The 16,637-nt window shown below is 69.2% G+C and carries 16 protein-coding genes and 1 pseudogene; 5 read left to right on the forward strand and 12 right to left on the reverse strand.

Annotated elements, in window-relative coordinates:
* Position 1 precedes the first annotated feature (1 nt).
* The 9 genes and pseudogenes from ACZ5Y0_RS07685 to ACZ5Y0_RS07725 form a co-directional block, all read right to left on the reverse strand.
* On the reverse strand, positions 2-244 hold the full coding sequence (locus ACZ5Y0_RS07685) for a hypothetical protein (protein WP_469127707.1): 243 nt from the start codon (positions 242-244) through the stop codon (positions 2-4).
* 91 nt (positions 245-335) lie between these two features.
* Positions 336-1,205 carry an SGNH/GDSL hydrolase family protein gene (locus tag ACZ5Y0_RS07690; protein ID WP_469127708.1) on the reverse strand — a complete coding sequence of 290 codons (870 nt, stop codon included), beginning with the start codon at positions 1,203-1,205 and terminating at the stop codon, positions 336-338.
* Positions 1,206-1,240: 35 nt separating this feature from the next.
* Positions 1,241-2,311 (reverse strand): rhamnogalacturonan acetylesterase, encoded by a 1,071-nt coding sequence (locus ACZ5Y0_RS07695; protein WP_469127709.1) that lies wholly within the window; start codon positions 2,309-2,311, stop codon positions 1,241-1,243.
* A 69-nt stretch (positions 2,312-2,380) separates the two neighbouring features.
* Positions 2,381-3,436: a glycosyl hydrolase 53 family protein gene (locus ACZ5Y0_RS07700; RefSeq protein WP_469127710.1), complete on the reverse strand. Its 1,056-nt coding sequence runs from the start codon at positions 3,434-3,436 to the stop codon at positions 2,381-2,383.
* Between the two features lie 707 nt (positions 3,437-4,143).
* Positions 4,144-4,341: pseudogene (locus ACZ5Y0_RS07705) on the reverse strand (transcriptional regulator); the annotation flags it as partial.
* A gap of 155 nt (positions 4,342-4,496) precedes the next feature.
* Positions 4,497-5,735 (reverse strand): glycoside hydrolase family 5 protein, encoded by a 1,239-nt coding sequence (locus ACZ5Y0_RS07710; RefSeq protein WP_469127711.1) that lies wholly within the window; start codon positions 5,733-5,735, stop codon positions 4,497-4,499.
* Between the two features lie 629 nt (positions 5,736-6,364).
* Positions 6,365-6,511 (reverse strand): hypothetical protein, encoded by a 147-nt coding sequence (locus tag ACZ5Y0_RS07715; protein WP_469127712.1) that lies wholly within the window; start codon positions 6,509-6,511, stop codon positions 6,365-6,367.
* A gap of 795 nt (positions 6,512-7,306) precedes the next feature.
* Entirely contained in the window at positions 7,307-8,308 is a 1,002-nt protein-coding gene (locus tag ACZ5Y0_RS07720) for a PaaX family transcriptional regulator (protein WP_469127713.1), read from the reverse strand.
* 427 nt (positions 8,309-8,735) lie between these two features.
* Positions 8,736-8,882, reverse strand: coding sequence for a hypothetical protein (locus ACZ5Y0_RS07725; RefSeq protein WP_469127714.1), 147 nt, complete (start codon positions 8,880-8,882; stop codon positions 8,736-8,738).
* 743 nt (positions 8,883-9,625) lie between these two features.
* On the opposite strand from ACZ5Y0_RS07725, the gene ACZ5Y0_RS07730 reads away from it, so the two are divergent.
* Both ACZ5Y0_RS07730 and ACZ5Y0_RS07735 read left to right on the forward strand, forming a co-directional pair.
* A complete protein-coding gene (locus ACZ5Y0_RS07730; RefSeq protein ID WP_469127715.1) occupies positions 9,626-9,988 on the forward strand; it encodes a hypothetical protein in 363 nt (120 codons plus the stop codon).
* Positions 9,985-10,644, forward strand: a complete 660-nt coding sequence (locus ACZ5Y0_RS07735; protein WP_469127716.1) for a nucleotidyl transferase AbiEii/AbiGii toxin family protein — start codon at positions 9,985-9,987, stop codon at positions 10,642-10,644. The genes ACZ5Y0_RS07730 and ACZ5Y0_RS07735 overlap by 4 nt, the downstream gene beginning before the upstream one ends.
* 1,308 nt (positions 10,645-11,952) lie before the next feature.
* Here the strand turns inward: ACZ5Y0_RS07735 and ACZ5Y0_RS07740 are convergent.
* Positions 11,953-12,096 carry a hypothetical protein gene (locus ACZ5Y0_RS07740; RefSeq protein ID WP_469127717.1) on the reverse strand — a complete coding sequence of 48 codons (144 nt, stop codon included), beginning with the start codon at positions 12,094-12,096 and terminating at the stop codon, positions 11,953-11,955.
* 73 nt (positions 12,097-12,169) lie between these two features.
* A complete protein-coding gene (locus tag ACZ5Y0_RS07745; RefSeq protein ID WP_469127718.1) occupies positions 12,170-12,307 on the reverse strand; it encodes a hypothetical protein in 138 nt (45 codons plus the stop codon).
* A 389-nt stretch (positions 12,308-12,696) separates the two neighbouring features.
* On the opposite strand from ACZ5Y0_RS07745, the gene panD reads away from it, so the two are divergent.
* The 3 genes from panD to ACZ5Y0_RS07760 are packed head-to-tail and all read left to right on the forward strand — an operon-like array spanning position 12,697 to position 14,162.
* Positions 12,697-13,116: an aspartate 1-decarboxylase gene (gene panD, locus ACZ5Y0_RS07750; protein ID WP_469127719.1), complete on the forward strand. Its 420-nt coding sequence runs from the start codon at positions 12,697-12,699 to the stop codon at positions 13,114-13,116.
* A gap of 44 nt (positions 13,117-13,160) precedes the next feature.
* Positions 13,161-13,508 (forward strand): GNAT family N-acetyltransferase, encoded by a 348-nt coding sequence (locus ACZ5Y0_RS07755; RefSeq protein ID WP_469127720.1) that lies wholly within the window; start codon positions 13,161-13,163, stop codon positions 13,506-13,508.
* A 9-nt stretch (positions 13,509-13,517) separates the two neighbouring features.
* Entirely contained in the window at positions 13,518-14,162 is a 645-nt protein-coding gene (locus ACZ5Y0_RS07760) for an aspartate/glutamate racemase family protein (protein WP_469127721.1), read from the forward strand.
* 1,005 nt (positions 14,163-15,167) lie between these two features.
* Here ACZ5Y0_RS07760 and gndA read toward each other — a convergent pair.
* The gene (gene gndA, locus ACZ5Y0_RS07765; RefSeq protein ID WP_469127722.1) at positions 15,168-16,607 is read right to left on the reverse strand and encodes an NADP-dependent phosphogluconate dehydrogenase; all 1,440 of its coding nucleotides are present in this window, start codon (positions 16,605-16,607) and stop codon (positions 15,168-15,170) included.
* Positions 16,608-16,637 lie beyond the last annotated feature (30 nt).

The following is a 16,637-nucleotide window of genomic DNA, read 5'->3' on the forward strand; positions in this document are numbered from 1 at the left end:
GTCACCTTCCGTCATTCTCAAAGGCGCCGAGATCCGGCGCACTTCCGCTGAAGGGCAGTCCCACGGCGGTGCCCTTGTCGATCAGGGCACTGTTCGCCGCGAGACGGAGGTGGGGCAGCACGGGCAGACTCCCGTCGGCCTGGCGGGGCGCGTCCCATCCGGACGTCCACACACTCCGGAACTGGGAGTCCGACGGCGGGACGCCGAGGTTCCAGGAGTTGTCCGCGGCGCTCGTGCCGCCCATGTTCGACGTCGCCGTCCCGGTGTAGGCGATGTTGTTGCGGTTGAGACCACCCGCGAACCGACCGGCCTCGGTACGGGCCCACCGCCAGGTGCTACCCGAGATACGCGGCGAGCGGGAGGTTCTGGCGGCGCACGTCACCGGCGACGAGCCCTGCGACCCGCTGGGCGCCGTAGGTGTCGAAGTGGGTGTGGTCGTTGCAGAAGAAGGTGCCCAGGGGACTGCTGCCCCCGTAGTCGCCGTTGTTCGGGCAGAAGTGCAGACTGTTGTAGAGCGAGACACTGAGCGTCTGCAGGTCGATGACGGGCGCCCTGGTGGCGGATCCGGCGGCGAAGGTCTCGTTGACGAAGCCGCGGTTCTTGGTCGCTGTGCCACCGGAGCAGGTGATGGCGGCCACCGGGGTGAGCAGCACCGGGTGTGCGCCCCGGGCAAGGGCGGCCTGCGCCATCATGGTCATCAGCTGTCGGTACCGGGCCGGGCCAACGTGCCGGGGGCAGGTCGAGGAGGAGTCGTTGATGCCGAACTGGATGAACAGGTAGTCACCGGCCTTCATTCCGGTGGTCGAGTTCAGCATCGCCTGCCAGCGGGACGAGTACGTGGTGGACGTGAGGCGGCACTCGCCGTCCGAGCCCTTGGTGCCGCTGACGTTCCCCTCGTACAGCCAGGTCTGGATGCTGCGGCCTCCGACAGCCTGGTTCTTGACGGTCACGTCGCTGTTGAACAGGGCGTCGAACTGGCTGCCCCAGCCGACCGGGCACCGGCCGGAGCTCGGGTCGGCCATGGTGGAGTCGCCGGCCAGCCACACGGTGACCGGCGCGGCGGCCGCCTGTGCGGCCGGGGCCTGGGCGCGGGAGGCACTGGTGCAGTCCGTGGCGACGCGGTCCGCCGCGGATGAGGCGCTGACACCGAGGCTCGACAAGGCGATCATGAGCACGGTCGTGATGAGAATCCGTGAGTTCCTCAACGGGTCCCTCCTTGGGACTGGCGCCGGGCGTTCGGTCAGCGCAGGTACGCGGCCAGGGGCAGGCGCTGCTCGCGGGTGCTCTGGAGCACCAGTGCGCCCATCTGGCTCGCGCCGTACTGCGAGAAGTGGGTGTTGTCCGTGACACCGTCGACGGATGAGCGCAGGAAGAGCTGTGCGGAGGCGGACGGGCCGAGGGACTCGACCAGCGTCTTGCTCTTGGTGGTCAGATCGATCACTGGCACGTTCTGTGCCGTGCCGACCGAGCGCATCTCGGCGGGCAGGTTCACTCCGAGGCCGTTGACGTGCAGGGCTGTGGGCGTCAGCCGGCTGCCGTTGAACTGCCGGCGGACCGGCGGGGTCACCAGAACCGGGACGCCGCCCTTCGCGCGGACCTGCGTGATCATGGAGGCAAGGTTGCCCCGGAAGGCTGACGCGCTGGTCTGCTTGTCGTTGTGGCCGAACTGGATGAAGACCGCGTCGTTTGCCTTGACCTTCGGCAGCAGCGCTGGGAAGAGCGCCGGGTTCCTCAGGAAGCTGCCCGAACTCTCCCCCGAGTCCGCGTAGTTGGCGACGGACGCTCCGGTGGCCACCGCCGACGTGATCATCTGGCCCCATCCCGTGTACGGGGCCATGGGCTGGTCGCACACGGTCGAGTCACCGGCCAGGTAGGCGACCAGCGGCTGGGCCGCCGGTTTCACGGAGACGGCCGACACCTGCGGGTTGGTCCCCGCGAACCGGATGTCCAGACCGGGGTTTCCGGTGCCGCCCTGGCCGGTCGGCTGCCCCTCCGGCTGCCGCACGTTGACCGTGAACGAGTACGTGGCGGCGGCACCGGCCGCCGTCTTCGTCGCCGGAAGCGTCAGGCGCCGGGCCTCCACCCACATGTCGGTCTCGGCGGCACCGGCACCGCCGATGGAGACCGTCACGTCGTAGTTGCCGGGTGGGACCGCGTAGTGACACTTGATCGGCGCGGTGCCGGAACAACCGGCCGGCAGCGCCCGCGTGGCGGCATCGGCATGCGCCGCACCGGTGCCGACCAGCGTCGCGAGGGTCAGCAGACCCACTGCTCCCAGCCTGACCCCGTGCCCTTCGAGACTTAATGTCATGCTCATTACAATCACCAATCCCAGTCCTTGACCGGAGAGTTGTCCGGGTTGAGGTCCATGGCCCGTCGCTCAGGCCTGGGTGAAGCCGTTCATGATCGCGGTGGGCCGCTTGGTGGAGGAGTCCCAGGCGCCCATGGTGTAGCCGGTGAACGGGGACATGCACTCCGGCTCCCAGTAGAAGATGCCCTGACCGCCGTTGGCCTTCAGCGCCTTGGTGTAGGCGACCAGCGCGGCCTGGGTGGAGGAGGCACGATCCACCCGACCACCGAACTCGCTCTGGAGGAACGGTTTGCCGTAGGCGTCGGAGATCTTCTTCATGTTGGCCACGATCCCGGGGGCGAGGGCGGCGCTGCCGTAGGAGGAGAACACCGACATGTCCCACTTGCCGCCGTGTGCGGCATAGCGGCTGAAGAACGTCGTCATCACGTCGTACTTCTGCGGCTGGGCCAGGTGGATGCACACGGTGGAGTTCGGTGACACCGCCTTGACCTGGTCGTACGCGGCGTTGAGCAGCCCCGTCATCTGTGCGGCGTTGGAGACGCTGCCGACCGGGCGGCAGATGCCGCTGTTGATCTCGTTGCCGATCTGCACCCAGGTGGGCAGCACGTCGTCGTTCTTCATGACCGTCATGGTCTGGTTCACGTACGTGCTCATCGCGGTGCGCATCTGGCTGTAGCTCATGTTCCGCCAGGCCGCGGGCGGGTTCTGCACGCCGACGGAGTTCCAGGTGTCGCCGAACATGTAGTCGAGCATGATCGACATTCCGGCGGCCTTGACCCGCTTGGCGAAGGCGGCCACCTCGTTGATGCCGCAGTGCCCGTTGGCCGGGTCGTTGGACGGGTGGACGAAGGTGCGCAGGCGTACGGCGGTGATGCCGTAACCCCTGAGAATCGTCACCAAATCCTGGGTCTGCCCGCCGGCGTTCTTCCAGGAGTAGCCGCGCGCCTCCATCTGAGGTGCCCAGCTGATGTCGACGCCCTTGACGAAGCTCGCCGCGGCCTCGGCGGGAGTGTCTTCGGCGAACGCGACGGCGGTGGCGAGCGCCCCGGCGGTGGCGGTGGTGGCCTTGAGCAGGGTTCGCCGGGTGAGGCGCCCGGCAACTGTTGGAGGGGGGTGCAGGGACATGGTCGGTCCTTTCCTTGCGTCGGCCGCGGGTGAGACGTCGGGGGCGGCGGAGAGCGGGTCAGGGAGAGACCTCCAGGCGCGAGGCGGGTGCATGGGGCAACTGACGCTCAGGCCCATGGAGTTCGTGTAGCCGCGTGCGATCCCAGCCGATGCGCCTCACTCGGTGCGGCAACAACTGAGGCTGGATCCGTCGTGCTGACGAGTGGCACGTGTCGAGCGGGGCGGCCTTGGCGTGCCAGGGCGCTCCTCCAGGTCGGGACTGTGAGCGATCACAGGGGTAGTGCGACGGGAATACGCAATCACATCGCAACGAACTCGAGGTGCATCACGCAGCTTCCCGATCGGGCACGAAGCTGTCAACCATTGCTCACCAATCCATGGAAGAAACAGTGCGATCCTGTGGGTCGGGGGGCTCGCTGTGCCTCGGCCGTGAGCTGTCTGAAACGGCGGGAGTCAGCCCAGTTCAAGTGCCCTTTCGGAAGGAGTGCGGCGATGAGGACGGGACTGCGCACGAGAATCTCTCGTGGCTCACACCCGCACATCCTCGAACAGAAAGAGCCAACAGAATGCGTGACGGGCCATCAACGGATTTCTACGCTCCTCACCCCTGGCCACCTCCACGAACTACTTGGACGCCGGCGCCCCGGCCTCGGCCGGTTGCACGGTGCGCGCGGTGGTGAACGGCATCGAGCAGGCGCCGGATGTCCAGACACTCCCGCCAGCTGCGCCGGCTCCTCGCGCCGCAGGCCGGGTACCCGTCGCCGCTCGTATGAGGGCAGGCCGATGTCCTCGGGCTTGGGCGGGGCTCCGAGAGTCCGCAGAAGCTCCCTGAGCTCGGCACCTCGGTCAGTCCGGCCGACACCTCGTCGTCGGTCGCTACATGTGAAGACATCGCTGTCGTCCATTTGCCGAACGCGCTCCCAGATGCGGCGCAGCGTAGCCTTTCCGGCTGGTCGGCGCGCAGTTGACGGAATGGCACACCGTGGCTTCGCCACCCTGCCCAACTGCGCGCCCACGAGGTAAGCAGAGGTATGCACCCGTCACCGGGACTCGGGTCCCGCTACGTGCCGGACGGGAGGCCGGAGCCGGCAACACTGCCGCTGACGCCGGTCATGATGGCGTTGATGATGCCCTGCTGGGTGATCGTGAGGGAACGCCGGTTGAACAGCCCGAACCCGTACCGATCGGTTGCACCGTTGTCCCAGTAGACGGTTGCCGCGCCGTATTTCTTGGCGGTGGCCCCGACGGCCCGTGCGAAGTCCGCGCGATACCTGTTGTTCGATGAATCGAACGACGACTTGTCGATGGCACCGTATTCGCCCACCACTACCGGATACCCCTTTGTGACGAACACGTCGCGCATCATCTTGAGCTGCGCGTCCAGATAGTCCTCCTGTCCCCAGGTCGACGTCCTCGACGGGTTGGTCGCTGCTCGGCCCCATTGCGTGATCGTGCCGCTTTCCTCTCCGGCGAAGTCCCACGGGCTGTAGTGATGAACGGAGATCATGATCCGCCGCTCATTTGCGGGAATGGCGGGGGAGCGGTACTGGTCGGACGGAAGCGTGAAGCCGTAGTTCCCGGCAGTGTAATCAATGTTCGTGTTCCAGCCGGCCACGAGCAGCCACCTCGAACTGTTGTTGCCGCCTGTTTTCCGCACGGTGTCCACGAAGATCTGGTTGTAGCTGTTGATGTTTGAGTAGCACGGTTGGGTCGGGCGGCCGTACTGCCCGTCGAACTCTTCGTTCATGGACTCGAGGATCAGGCGCTGGTCGTAGTTCTTGAACCTGTTCGCGATCTGCTGCCAAGCTTTCTCGTACTTGGCCTTGATCGTCGCCTGGGAGGGTGAATCGCAGATCAGCCAGGAGCCGTTGACGCTCTTGTACCCGTCGCCGTGCATGTTGATCAGCACATGCAGGCCCCTGTTATAGGCGTAGTTGACGACTTCTTGGACTCTGTTCAGCCAGGCGGCGTTGATCGTGTAATTCGGGCCGGACCCTATGTATCCCAGGTAGGAGATCGGGATCCGGATCGTCTTGAACCCCGCCGCCCTTACTTTGTCGATGAGGGCCTGCGATACCGTCGGCTGGCCCCACGCTGTCTCGCTGGGGTATCCGTTGGCGGTGGCTTCGAGTTGGTTCCCCAGATTCCAACCCGCGCCCATGTCGGCCACGATCTGCGAAGCGCTTGACTGTGCCACGGTATCGGCCGATGCCTGATGCGCCGCGCCGTACACAGATGCGGCAACTGCCAACAGGACGGCAAGGAAAATGACTCCGAACTTCCCTGCTAGTGAAACCATGAGCTTTCCTCTCCTGCGCCTTGAAGGTGTCGGACCCCCAAGTGGACCTACGAGTGGGAGCGCGGCCGCCCGCTGTTCGGGCGGTGATGTCCACACTGGCCTGGAAACGAACACAGTCGAATGCGCGGCGTCCGTGGGCGGCCACGCACCCTGCACGGTCCGGATGCGCTGCGATCACGGCAGACCCGCGCACCCCGCCGGTGCCTGGTTGCTCCTCAGCTCAGGGCGGATCCCCAGGCGGTCGCGGGCCCCGGTCTCGCCGTAGAGGCTCCACCGCATCCCGTCCACGGAGGTGTTGACGGTGCGGGGGTCGCCGAAGTAGTTGCTGTGCCCGGCGCCGCGGAAGGTCAGGAACGCCTTGCCGGCGGGCAGCTCCCGGTACGCCTGGCGGACGGAGAGGATCGGGCACGTTCCGTCCCGGTCGCCCTGCGTGAACAGGACCTTGGCGCGGACCGAGGGGGCCCGCTCCCCGGCGCTGCGGTGATGCGTACGTCCGGCCAGGCCGTGAGCAGGCCGTGGGTGGTCATGCCGCCCATGGAGTGGCCGGAGACGCCGACGCCGACCGCTGTGTTGATGTGGCCGGCCGGCGGGTCGCCGGCCGTGTCGAGGGCGAGAGTCCGGGTGATGACCTAGGAGACGTCCTTGGACTGGTTGCCGTTGTGGACGTACCCGCCGCTGAGGGTGGCGAAGTGGGGGGCGTGGACGATGAAGCCGGCCTCGGCCAAGGGGCGGATGATCGCCAGGGACTTCTGCGGGCTGCTGCTGAAGCCGTGCATGAACTCGCAGACCGGGGAAGACGCCTCGGGCGACGGGGGCGTTGGTGGCCGGGGAGCCGCGGGGGGCGCCGGTGGCGGGGTAGTCCACGTCTGTGGTCCACCGGCGGCTGCCGCGGCTCCAGGCGTATTGGCGCACGCCGACCGCGAACCGCTGGGTCGGAGCTCCCGCCCGAGCGGTGGCACCCGCCTGGCCCGTGCCGAGCAGGAACATGCCTACGCCCGCGGCTCCGACCGCGCTCGGGGTCAGGAAGCTACGCCGTTGCATGGTCATGAAGACTCCTGGTGGGGGGTGGCGGAGCGCTGCCCGGTCAGGTGCCGGGAAGAGACGTCGGTGATGCCGCGGCGGTGAGGCTGACCCAGGTGGTGGGGGGAGTGATCGTGGGGGTGGGCAGGTCGGTCGATCGCGCACGGTGGAGGACGTTCCGGTCCTGCCCGTGGTGGTCGTCGGCGTGGTGTGGCCTTGCCGGCAGAGACACGGCGAGCCGCTGAACACCGGCCGAACCGTGACTCATGGTGGGAGCGGCTCTCCGCGCCCACCTGCCCGCCTGTCTGATGGGGAGGGGTTGACTCTGCGGAAGCGGCGCAGGGGTGCCTCTCCTTCCACTCGTCGTGTGCCGCAACTCTGGGAGCGTTCCCACACGTCCTGCAACAGGTACATTCCCGATCGGGCGCCGATCTGTCAATCATTGGCGCCCAACTCTGTTGTCTTCGACGCGGATTCGACAGATCGCAGGCGTGGGAGGCACCGTGTGACGCCTTCGCAGCCCGCCCGATCACACTCGCGGCGGCCTGCCGTCAGCCGTGGCCGACACCCGCACTCATGCCGGCGATCGTATGGGCCCTGATGTCGGGGTGCGGCCCCTGCGCGAATCTGGTCACCACGGAGCGGACATGGTCCTGGGCCGGCTGGAGCAGTCCGTCGTACACCGCGACGCAGACTTCCCGTGCCCGTGACCGGGGCCAGTCGGGCGGCAGCTGCCCGATGGGGAGCAGCGGGTCCAGGATGGGGAAGTGCCGGTAGGCGTGCATGACCTCGGTCCGGGCGCGCACCGCGTCGGCGCCGGTGACACGGTCGGTGCTGATGTGCGGAAGCAGGCCGCTCCAACGGTCGATGAAAGCCCGGTAGTGCTCGGCGATGCCGGGCAGGTCCCACGCCTCGACCGGGTTGCGGTCGGCCTCCGTGTCCAGTTCCTCCTGCCGTGCGCGGAACACGGTCACCGCTCCCCGCGCCAGGTCGGCCACCTCGATCCGCCCCTTGGGGCTCAGGGGGTGCGGCGACACCCAGAGCGCGTCGTACAGCGGCGCGAATCCGCGCCAACGCAGCGCGGTGCGCAACGCGCGCCGCCGCGTGCTCTCCTGTTCCGGGACGGAGAAGGCGATCAGTGTCCACCGACCGTCCCATGAGTCGGGTTGAGTGGTGAAGGTGGCGATCGAACTGGCGCCGCTCCACAGATCGACGGCAGCCTCCTGCGTCAGCCGGTAGGAGCTGTACCGCCCGTGCCGGCTGCTCTCCAGCACCCCTCGGCGCATCAGCCTGCTGATCGTCGTACGGGCGGCGCCCGCGGACACCTGGAACTCTCCGAGCACTGCGACGATCGCGGCCGACGGCAACCACGCCCGGACGGGGAACGTGTAGTCGGCGATCAATGTCACCGTGAGTCCCTGCGGCGATACGTCGCTTTGCCAGCCGGGCGACCGCACGGGGCCGGCGGCACCGTCACCCTCGTCGGAGAAGATCTCCTCGAGGTGGGACAGGTTCGGCAAGGTCGGCTCCGGCGCGGTGGACAGGGTCGGCATCACTGTAACGGTTGTGGAATCGCCGGGTGCAGCTCCGCCGCGACTGCTCCACCAGGCGGGATCTCCGCGCGCAGGCGAAGGCGCCCCGGCAGCGCCCAGGTGTGTGACCCCCGTGCACTTGGAGCGTGACGGCAGCGAACAGTCGTCCTTGGCACCGTGCTTGCGGGGCCGCGGCGCGTTGGGCGATGTGGGCGTTCGTCATCGTCAATGTGCGCCCTGCCAGTGGATTGTGTGGCATGTGCGGACGGCGTACCCGACGGTGTGAGCACCCGGCGTACCGCGTCGCCGAGTGCGTGAGCCGCGTTCACGTCGGCATCGGCCATCCCGACGCCGTAGCGAACCGCACGGTGGCGCCGTCTTCGACGGTCAGCTCCTCGCTGAAGAACGGTGCCGGGCTGAGGCAGGCGAACTCCTCGGTCCGGGCGAATCACTGCGGTGGATGACTCGGATTTGCCGCGTCGTCGACCATGAGCACGGGTGAGTGCGCGTCCGTCTCGTCGTGGCGGCCCGCGAAGCCCATCCCTTCCATGCGCCGCCCGCGGATCTCGCCGCCGCCCGGTCCTTCCTCGGTCACGAACTGTCCGCCGGTGAACGACCGAGGGCCACGCCAGCTCGAAGTACGCGTCGGGCCGGTACCGGAGTGTGCATCGCCGGCGGAGAAGCCGGGCGCGCCGGCCGCACCGTGGATCTTGCCGCCGCTCCGAGTGGGCGAAGCCCTCCTCCGGCTACCTGACGAAGCGTCAGGGAAGTCGGTGAGTGGTCGGCATGAGTCCTGAAGAACCTGGGGGCAGCTGACCGGGCATGCGACTCGTTGCAAGGTAGGGAAATAGCCCTTGACCTGCAAAAACGCAGGCAGGGAGCCTACTTGTGGGAGTGCCCCGATGTTGCGCACTATGTTCAAGTCCAAGATCTAGCATTTGGGTGTTTTTGCAGGTCAGAGGCTTGGTTGCCCCGCTCAGGTCAGCAAACGGTCAACATCGGGCGCGGGAGCGTCCCAGCTTGCTGACCAGGTGGCCGCCATGACGGGTGACCTCGACAGGTCTCTGGCTCCCACCGAAGCCGCAGCCGGTCCGACCGCGGCGGCCGTCCGCGTGACCTGCTGCGTCATGATCACCCGCGCCTGCGGGCGGGCTGGTCCGGCCGTCAGGGCAGCCGGTTGCCGCGCCACACGGAGGCCTGGCCGCACGGGTAGGCGAGGATGCGCTAAGCGCCCACTGGGTGAGATGTCCGAGAAGGGCGGGTGGCCGCCCGACCCGTATGTACGGCAGGGGACCCGTATCCGCCATGCCGCCGCCTCCCAGCAGCGATACTGGATGCATGGACACGACGATCACCGCGCCCCGCGCCGAGGTGCTGCGGGACCGCTACCGCAGCCGGCTGCCCGAGCGCTTGCAGGAGCTGGCCGGCCCCATCGAGGGCAACGTGGACCTGCCCCTCCACATCGTCTGGTCCGGGCGGACGAGCTACAGCCTGGACCGTCCGAAGTCCCGCATGACGCTCTACCGGACCGTCCTCGCCGAAGGACTGCGCGAGGACCTGGTGACCCTCCTGCACTACCGGCTGCTCGTCGAGCAGTGGCCCGTGCTGCGACGCTTGATCAGTCCCTACATCCGCGAGGTCTGGGAGGACGCCTTCCCCGAGTTGCTCCACACCGCTCCGGCCGACACGACCGCCGCGTGAAGCTCACTCCGCTCCACAAGCGTCTCCTCGCCGACATCCTCGACCTCGGTTCCCCCTACCCTCTGGTCCTCACCGGCGGATACGCCGTGCAGGCCCACGGCCTGGTCGAACGCTTCAGCCGTGACCTCGACGTCGCCACCGAGAACCCCGCTCCGATGCAGGAGATCGTCGTCTCACTCACAGCCGGCCTCAGCGCGCGCGGATGGCGGACCACGCACGTCCAGACGGATCCGCTCAGCGGCCGGTTCCTCGTCACCGATCCGGACACCGGCGAGGAGTGTGAGGTCGACGTCCTCAAGGAGGCGTTCTGGGCTCCCCCTGCCCAGACCCCCTACGGTCCCGTTCTTTCGCTGGACGATGTGATCGGCACCAAGGTTCGTGCCCTCGCCGACCGAGGCACCGTCCGCGACCTCATCGACGTCCAGGCTGCCTCCCGCCACCGCTCCACCGCCGACCTCGAATCCCTGGGCCGCCGTCGCGCCCACGACGAGTTCAGCCTCGAAGACCTCCGGGACCGGCTGATCGGCGCGGACTGGTACGAGGATGAGGACTACACCGCGTACGGGCTCACCTCCCAACAGATCGAAGAACTCAAGGCGTGGGCGCTGGAGTGGGCGGAGGATCTGGGCGCCCGGATCCACGACGAGAACGCCTGAGAGGCGGTCGTCGCGTCCATCCCCGCCACCGCCGTTGCGACGAGAGGATGCGGTGTGGCCAGCAGGTTCCAACCCGGATTCGTCCACGGTGGGTGGCTGCCCTGCACGACGGATGTGCATGGCGGCCGCGCGATACCCCGCAGTGGACTCACGGCGAAACCGGGCTGCAATAACGGTCAAACACTGCATCCCGCTCCCACTCCCAGGTCCAGTCCGGGCCTCGACGGTGGAACTCGGTAACGGCCACCTTGAAGAATTGGTCGGAAGGCTTCCGGCTGGATCCGCTGCCGTCCTTCGGGGCGGGTGAGCAAGACCATGCTCTGCATCGCCCGCGCCTACACCGTCACCGCGAGTCGAGGCCCACGCTGCTGGCCGTCATGTGGTTAGGTCGTCCGCCCAGAGGCCGTCCGGACGGAACTGTCGTCTCAGCGGTGCGTCAGCGAGACGAGCACGCGCAGGGTTCCTCGTTCTGTCCCGGCAACAGCCGCAGGGCGAAGACAGAGCCGTCGGCGTGGACGGAGACCGGACCGCCCCAGTCCGCCGGCACCGGTCAACCGGAACCGGACGAGGTTCTCGGCCGTCTCCGACAGGGCGTCGAGGGCACGCCACGCCGGGGCGTAGACGGGGAGCGGTCAACGACCGCAGTCCCAGAGAGCTGCCTCCGGAGCATGCTCTCGGTGACGGTGGCCGCTGTCGGGGCGTAACTCCGGGACAGTCTCCCCAGAGCTTCGAACAGGGTGGCGGAACCCTCCACAGAGGCATCGGGGACGACACTCCGCAGGCGGGCCACAGCCGCCGCACGGCCGGACTCGTCGGCCCCCTCCAGCCTCAGCTGCCACAACCAGAGCACGTGAAGGAATCGCCAGGTCAGCTCGGCGGCAGGCCTTTCAGTACTCACCTTCGGACTGCTGGCTGCCTGAGCGATCAACGCGTCCAGATGGCCCAGCCGCCTGCGAATCGCTTCAGTCGTGCGTCCCGGCTGCTCCACTACCGCGCGGAACGACTCCTCGTCGGGCTGCCCCCGTGCGATCACGGCCAGCTCATGCACCTGCCGTACGGCAGGACTGGTGCTGGCCACAGCGAGCGCCAGCCGCCAATGCCCCGCGCCGGCCTCGGCCCAGTGATCCGTGACAATCCGCAGGTAGGACACGAGGAGGTCCGCCGTGGAGTCGTCGCTGGTCGTGGATGCCGGGGCCCGGCGCACACCGATCGACAACCGCCGCTGTGCTCCGTCGGCCGTGTCCCCAATGACGATCAGGTCGTCCACGGGGCTGAAACTGCTGTCCTGGAAGCGTACGGACACCGGTGTCACGTCATCACCCAGTGCCGGTACGGGATCGCCGAGGAGGAAAGCCCCAGCAGGACGGCACCGAAGTCGTGCTCCAAGACCGTGCCACCGCCGCCGGTCGCGTAGGGGCTGGCCACCTGCTCTGCTGCGTCGCGCCCCACCATCTCCGCATCATAGGACGCGCCACCGACAGTACAGGCGGGCACGACGTCGCGCGGTTCGGTGCCACGACCCGTCTCAGGTGAGGAGGTTGAAGGCAGTCTTCTCCAGGAGGGCGTTGGTGTTCGTATCGTGGCCGAGGCCGAGGCCGAGGGCGAGGGTCTGGTACGGGAGGGCGGCGAGCCGCTCCGTGAGGCGGGCGGAGCCGCCGGTCATGGGTAGCAGCCCGAACGCATCCGGGTAGCGGTCCTCTGTACCGGCGGTGCAGAAGTCCGTCTCGTCCGGGCGGCGCGGCTCGTCGAGGAACGAAGGGCGCGGCCCCTTAAGCAGTGACCCGATGGCACCCCTAGATCTCCTGATATGCCGTCCGGTAAGTCAGCGTTTCGTCAGCATCGATCCTGGCAAGTTCCGCGAAGAGCGTTCGAGTAGGTGCACCTTCGACGAGCCACAACAGCCGTGTTCGCGCTGAAGTCCAGGCAGGAGCCTGCTTACCGGAGTGAAGCGATGTTCCTCACAATCTTCGAGTCAGGCGCGTGCCAGTTGTAGAGTGATACCGCCCTTGACCTGCAGAAAGCAGGCAGGGAGCCGTCTTTTGGGAGTCCAAAGTGCTGCGTACTCTGTTCAAGTCCAAGATCCACCGTGCCACCGTCACCCAGGCCGACCTGCACTACGTGGGATCGGTGACCATCGACGCCGATCTTCTGGACGCCGCCGATCTGCTGCCGGGCGAGCTGGTCCACATCGTCGACATCACCAACGGTGCGCGGCTGGAGACGTACGTGATCGAAGGGGAGCGCGGCTCGGGCGTCGTCGGGATCAACGGGGCCGCCGCCCATCTCGTGCGCCCCGGAGACCTGGTGATCATCATCAGTTACGCTCAGGTCACCGACGCCGAGGCGCGAGCCCTGCGGCCCCGTGTCGTGCATGTGGACCGCGACAACCGGATCGTGGCCCTGGGCGCGGATCCGGCGGAACCGGTGCCGGGGTCGGACCAGGAGCGCAGCCCACAGGCCGTGTCCGCCTGACCATCGCACCTCCGGTCCCGATCGCACCAGTCCCAGGAGCGCCCATGAGCGACATCAGCATTCGCGACGACCGGCCGGCCGGCCGCCTCGAGGCCCTCGGGGAGGGCGGCGAGGTCGTCGGCCGCATCGAGTACTTCGTCCTGGAGTCGCCCGCGCCCGCCCTGGTGCCGGTGCACACGATCGTCGAGCCGGCGCACGAGGGCCAGGGCATCGCCGGCTCCCTGGCCCGCGAGCTGTACGCGATCTCCGGTCGCGAGGGCGTCCCCGTCGCCCCGCTCTGTCCGTACGTCGTCAAGTGGGCCGCGCGTCACCCCGAGGAAGCCCCGGTGGCCGACCCCGCGCTGCTGACCGCCGCCAAGAAGTGGCTGCGCGCCCACCCCGACCGGTTCTGAGTTCGTCCGGTGCTCGCCCTTCTGCACACCTCACCCGTCCACGTCCCCGTCTTCGACGCCCTGCGCGACCGGGCCCACCCCGGTCTGCTCCTGCGCCACTTCGTCGACGAGGACCTGCTGGCCCGGGCGCGGGACCAGGGCCCCGAAGCGGTCGCCGACGACGTACGGGCGGTGCTCTCGCGTGCCGTCGCCGAGGGGGCGAGGGCGGTGCTGTGCACCTGTTCGACCCTCGGCGCGGTCGCGGAGACAGTCGCGCAGTCGGCCGCGTCGGGGGTTCCGGTGCTGCGCGTCGACCGGCCGATGGCCGCCGCCGCCGTCGCCGCGGGACCGCGCGTCGTCGTCCTGGCGGCCCTGGAGAGCACCCTCGGGCCCACCGCGGAGCTGGTCGCGCAGGAGGCGGCCCGCGCGGGCCGCCCCGTCGCCGTGCGCACCCTGCTCGTCGACGGTGCCTGGGACCGCTTCGAGGCCGGTGACACCGAGGGCTACGTCCGTCGCGTCGCCGCCACCGCCGACACGGTCACCGGCGCCGATGCGATCCTGCTGGCCCAGGCCTCCATGGCCCCCGCGCAGGACCTCACGACGACACCGGTACCGGTGTTCAGCAGCCCCGCGCCGGGCTTGGCCGCGGCCGCCGAGGCGGCGCGGCGTGCTTGAGCCTGAAGACCATCGAGCCCACGCCGGTTGAGACGGAGAGTACTGAGGCCGTGTGGGTTCAGCAGCTCCGGGCCGCGCATGGTCGCGGCCGCCGAGCGGAGCGGCCTGGCTGAGTGCGAACGCCGTCGATTCAGGGCGGGCTGAGTCCGGACGCCGCCAAGTCCGGGCGGGTCGAACCGGCGCGGCGTCGAGGCCGTGCGGGTTCAGCAGCTCCGCGCCGGTCCTGGTCGCGGCAGCCCAGGCGGTGCGCCGTGGCTGAGCCTGAAGACCATCGAGCCCACGCCGGTTGAGCCAGAGGGCAGTGAGGCCGTGCGGGTTCAGCAGCTCCGGGCCTGGTCTGCGGCGGCCACCGAGTGGTGCGGCGTGGCTGAGTCCGAACGCCGCCGAGGCGGTGCGGCGCGGCTGAGCCGCACCGCCACCGGCCCCGCACCGCCACCGGCCCCGCACCGCCACGGGCGCTGCACCGCCACCGGCCCCGCGGCACCACCGAGCCCCACGAGCCCACGCGGCACCACCGAGCCCGCGCGGCGGGGGGCCCGGCCGGGCGCACCCCTTGCCACCACCGGGTGACTGCGCGCGCCGTCGTCGGGTATGCGGGGGAGGAATCCAGAGCCAAGCCCATCCCCGGCCGGAGGACACGATGACGAACCCGTACCCCGACCCCGTCCAGCCACCGCCGACGCCGGTCCCCGACCCGTACCCCAGCCCGGTCCCGAACCCGCAGCCACCTCCGGGGCCGGACCCGACTCCGCCCGCTCCCGGACCTGACCCGACTCCGCCGCCGGCTCCGCCGCATCCGGGCCCACCGGATCCGCACCCGGATCCGTCCCCGATCCCTCCGGGCCCGGATCCTTCCCCGACCCCGGAGCCGGGCCCGCCGCTGAGCTGACCGAGACCGGCGGACGAGCGGTGGACGGCGCCCCGTGGCGCGCCGCGCGGCGTCCCGCAGGACGCCCCAGGACGCCCCAGGACTCCGTCCACCGCGACGTATCGCTCACCGGACCCCTACGCCGACACCTCCGACCGGTCACCGCCCCACAACGTGTGGAACGACCCGTCCCGGTCCACTCGCCGGTAGGTGTGCGCGCCGAAGAAGTCCCGCTGCCCCTGCGTCAGCGCCGCGGGCAGCCGCTCGGCACGCAGCGCGTCGTAGTACGCGAGCGCCGCCGCGAACCCCGGCGTCGGCACGCCCTGGAGCGTCGCGGCGACCAGCACCTCCCGCCAGGCGTCCTGCGCGGCCCCGATCTCCGAGGCGAACGTCTCGTCGGACAGCAGGCTCGGCAGGTCCGGCCGGGCGTCGTAGGCGGCGCGGATGCGGTCGAGGAAGGCCGCCCGGATGATGCAGCCGCCCCGCCAGATCGCCGAGACCGCACCGAGGTCGATGTCCCAGCCGTACTCCGCGCCGCCCGCGGCGATCTCGTGGAAGCCCTGCGTGTAGGACACGATCTTCGATGCGTACAGCGCCTGCTCGACCCGGTCCGCGAAAGCCTGCGCCTCCGCCCGGTCCAGCGGGGCCGCCTTCGGCCCGGACAGCTCGCGCGAGGCCTCCCGCAGCGCCGCGTGCCCCGACAGCGACCGGGCGAAGACGGCCTCCGCGATGCCCGACACCGGCACCCCGAGGTCGAGCGCGATCTGCACGGTCCAGCGGCCGGTGCCCTTCTGCTCGGCCTGGTCCACCACCACGTCCACGAACGGCTCGCCCGTGGCCGCGTCCACGTGCGACAGCACCTCGGCCGTGATCTCGATCAGGTACGAGTCCAGCCGGCCCGTGTTCCAGGTGCGGAAGATGTCCGCGATCTCGGCGGGGGAGTACCCGGCGACGTCCCGCAGCAGCTGGTACGCCTCGCCGATCAGCTGCATGTCGGCGTACTCGATGCCGTTGTGGACCATCTTCACGAAGTGCCCGGCGCCGTCCGGACCGACGTGCGTCACACAGGGCGCCCCGTCGTCCGCCTTCGCGGAGATCTTCTCCAGCATGGGACCCAGCGACCCGTACGACTCGGGGGAGCCGCCCGGCATGATGCTCGGGCCGTTCAGCGCGCCCTCCTCACCGCCGGAGATGCCCGTGCCGACGAAGTGGATGCCCCGCTCCCGCAGCTCGCGCTCGCGGCGCCGGGTGTCCGCGAAGTGCGCGTTGCCACCGTCGATGATCATGTCGCCGCTCTCCAGCAGCGGCGCGAACTCCTGGATCACCGCGTCGGTCGGCTCCCCGGCCTTCACCATGATCACCAGGCGGCGGGGCCGCTCGAGCGCCGCCACGAACTCCTTGGCGGTCTCGGCCGCGATGAACCGGCCCTCGCCGCCGAACTCCTCCACGAGGGCGTGCGTGCGCGCCGCCGTCCGGTTGTGCAGCGCGACCGTGTAACCGTTGCGGGCGAAGTTGCGGGCGAGGTTGCGGCCCATGACCGCGAGTCCGGTGATGCCGATCTGGGCTGAGTCAGTCATTCGGTTGGCTCCTCAAGGGTCTGTGGTTCG

The organism is Streptomyces sp. NPDC033216 (assembly GCF_055577115.1).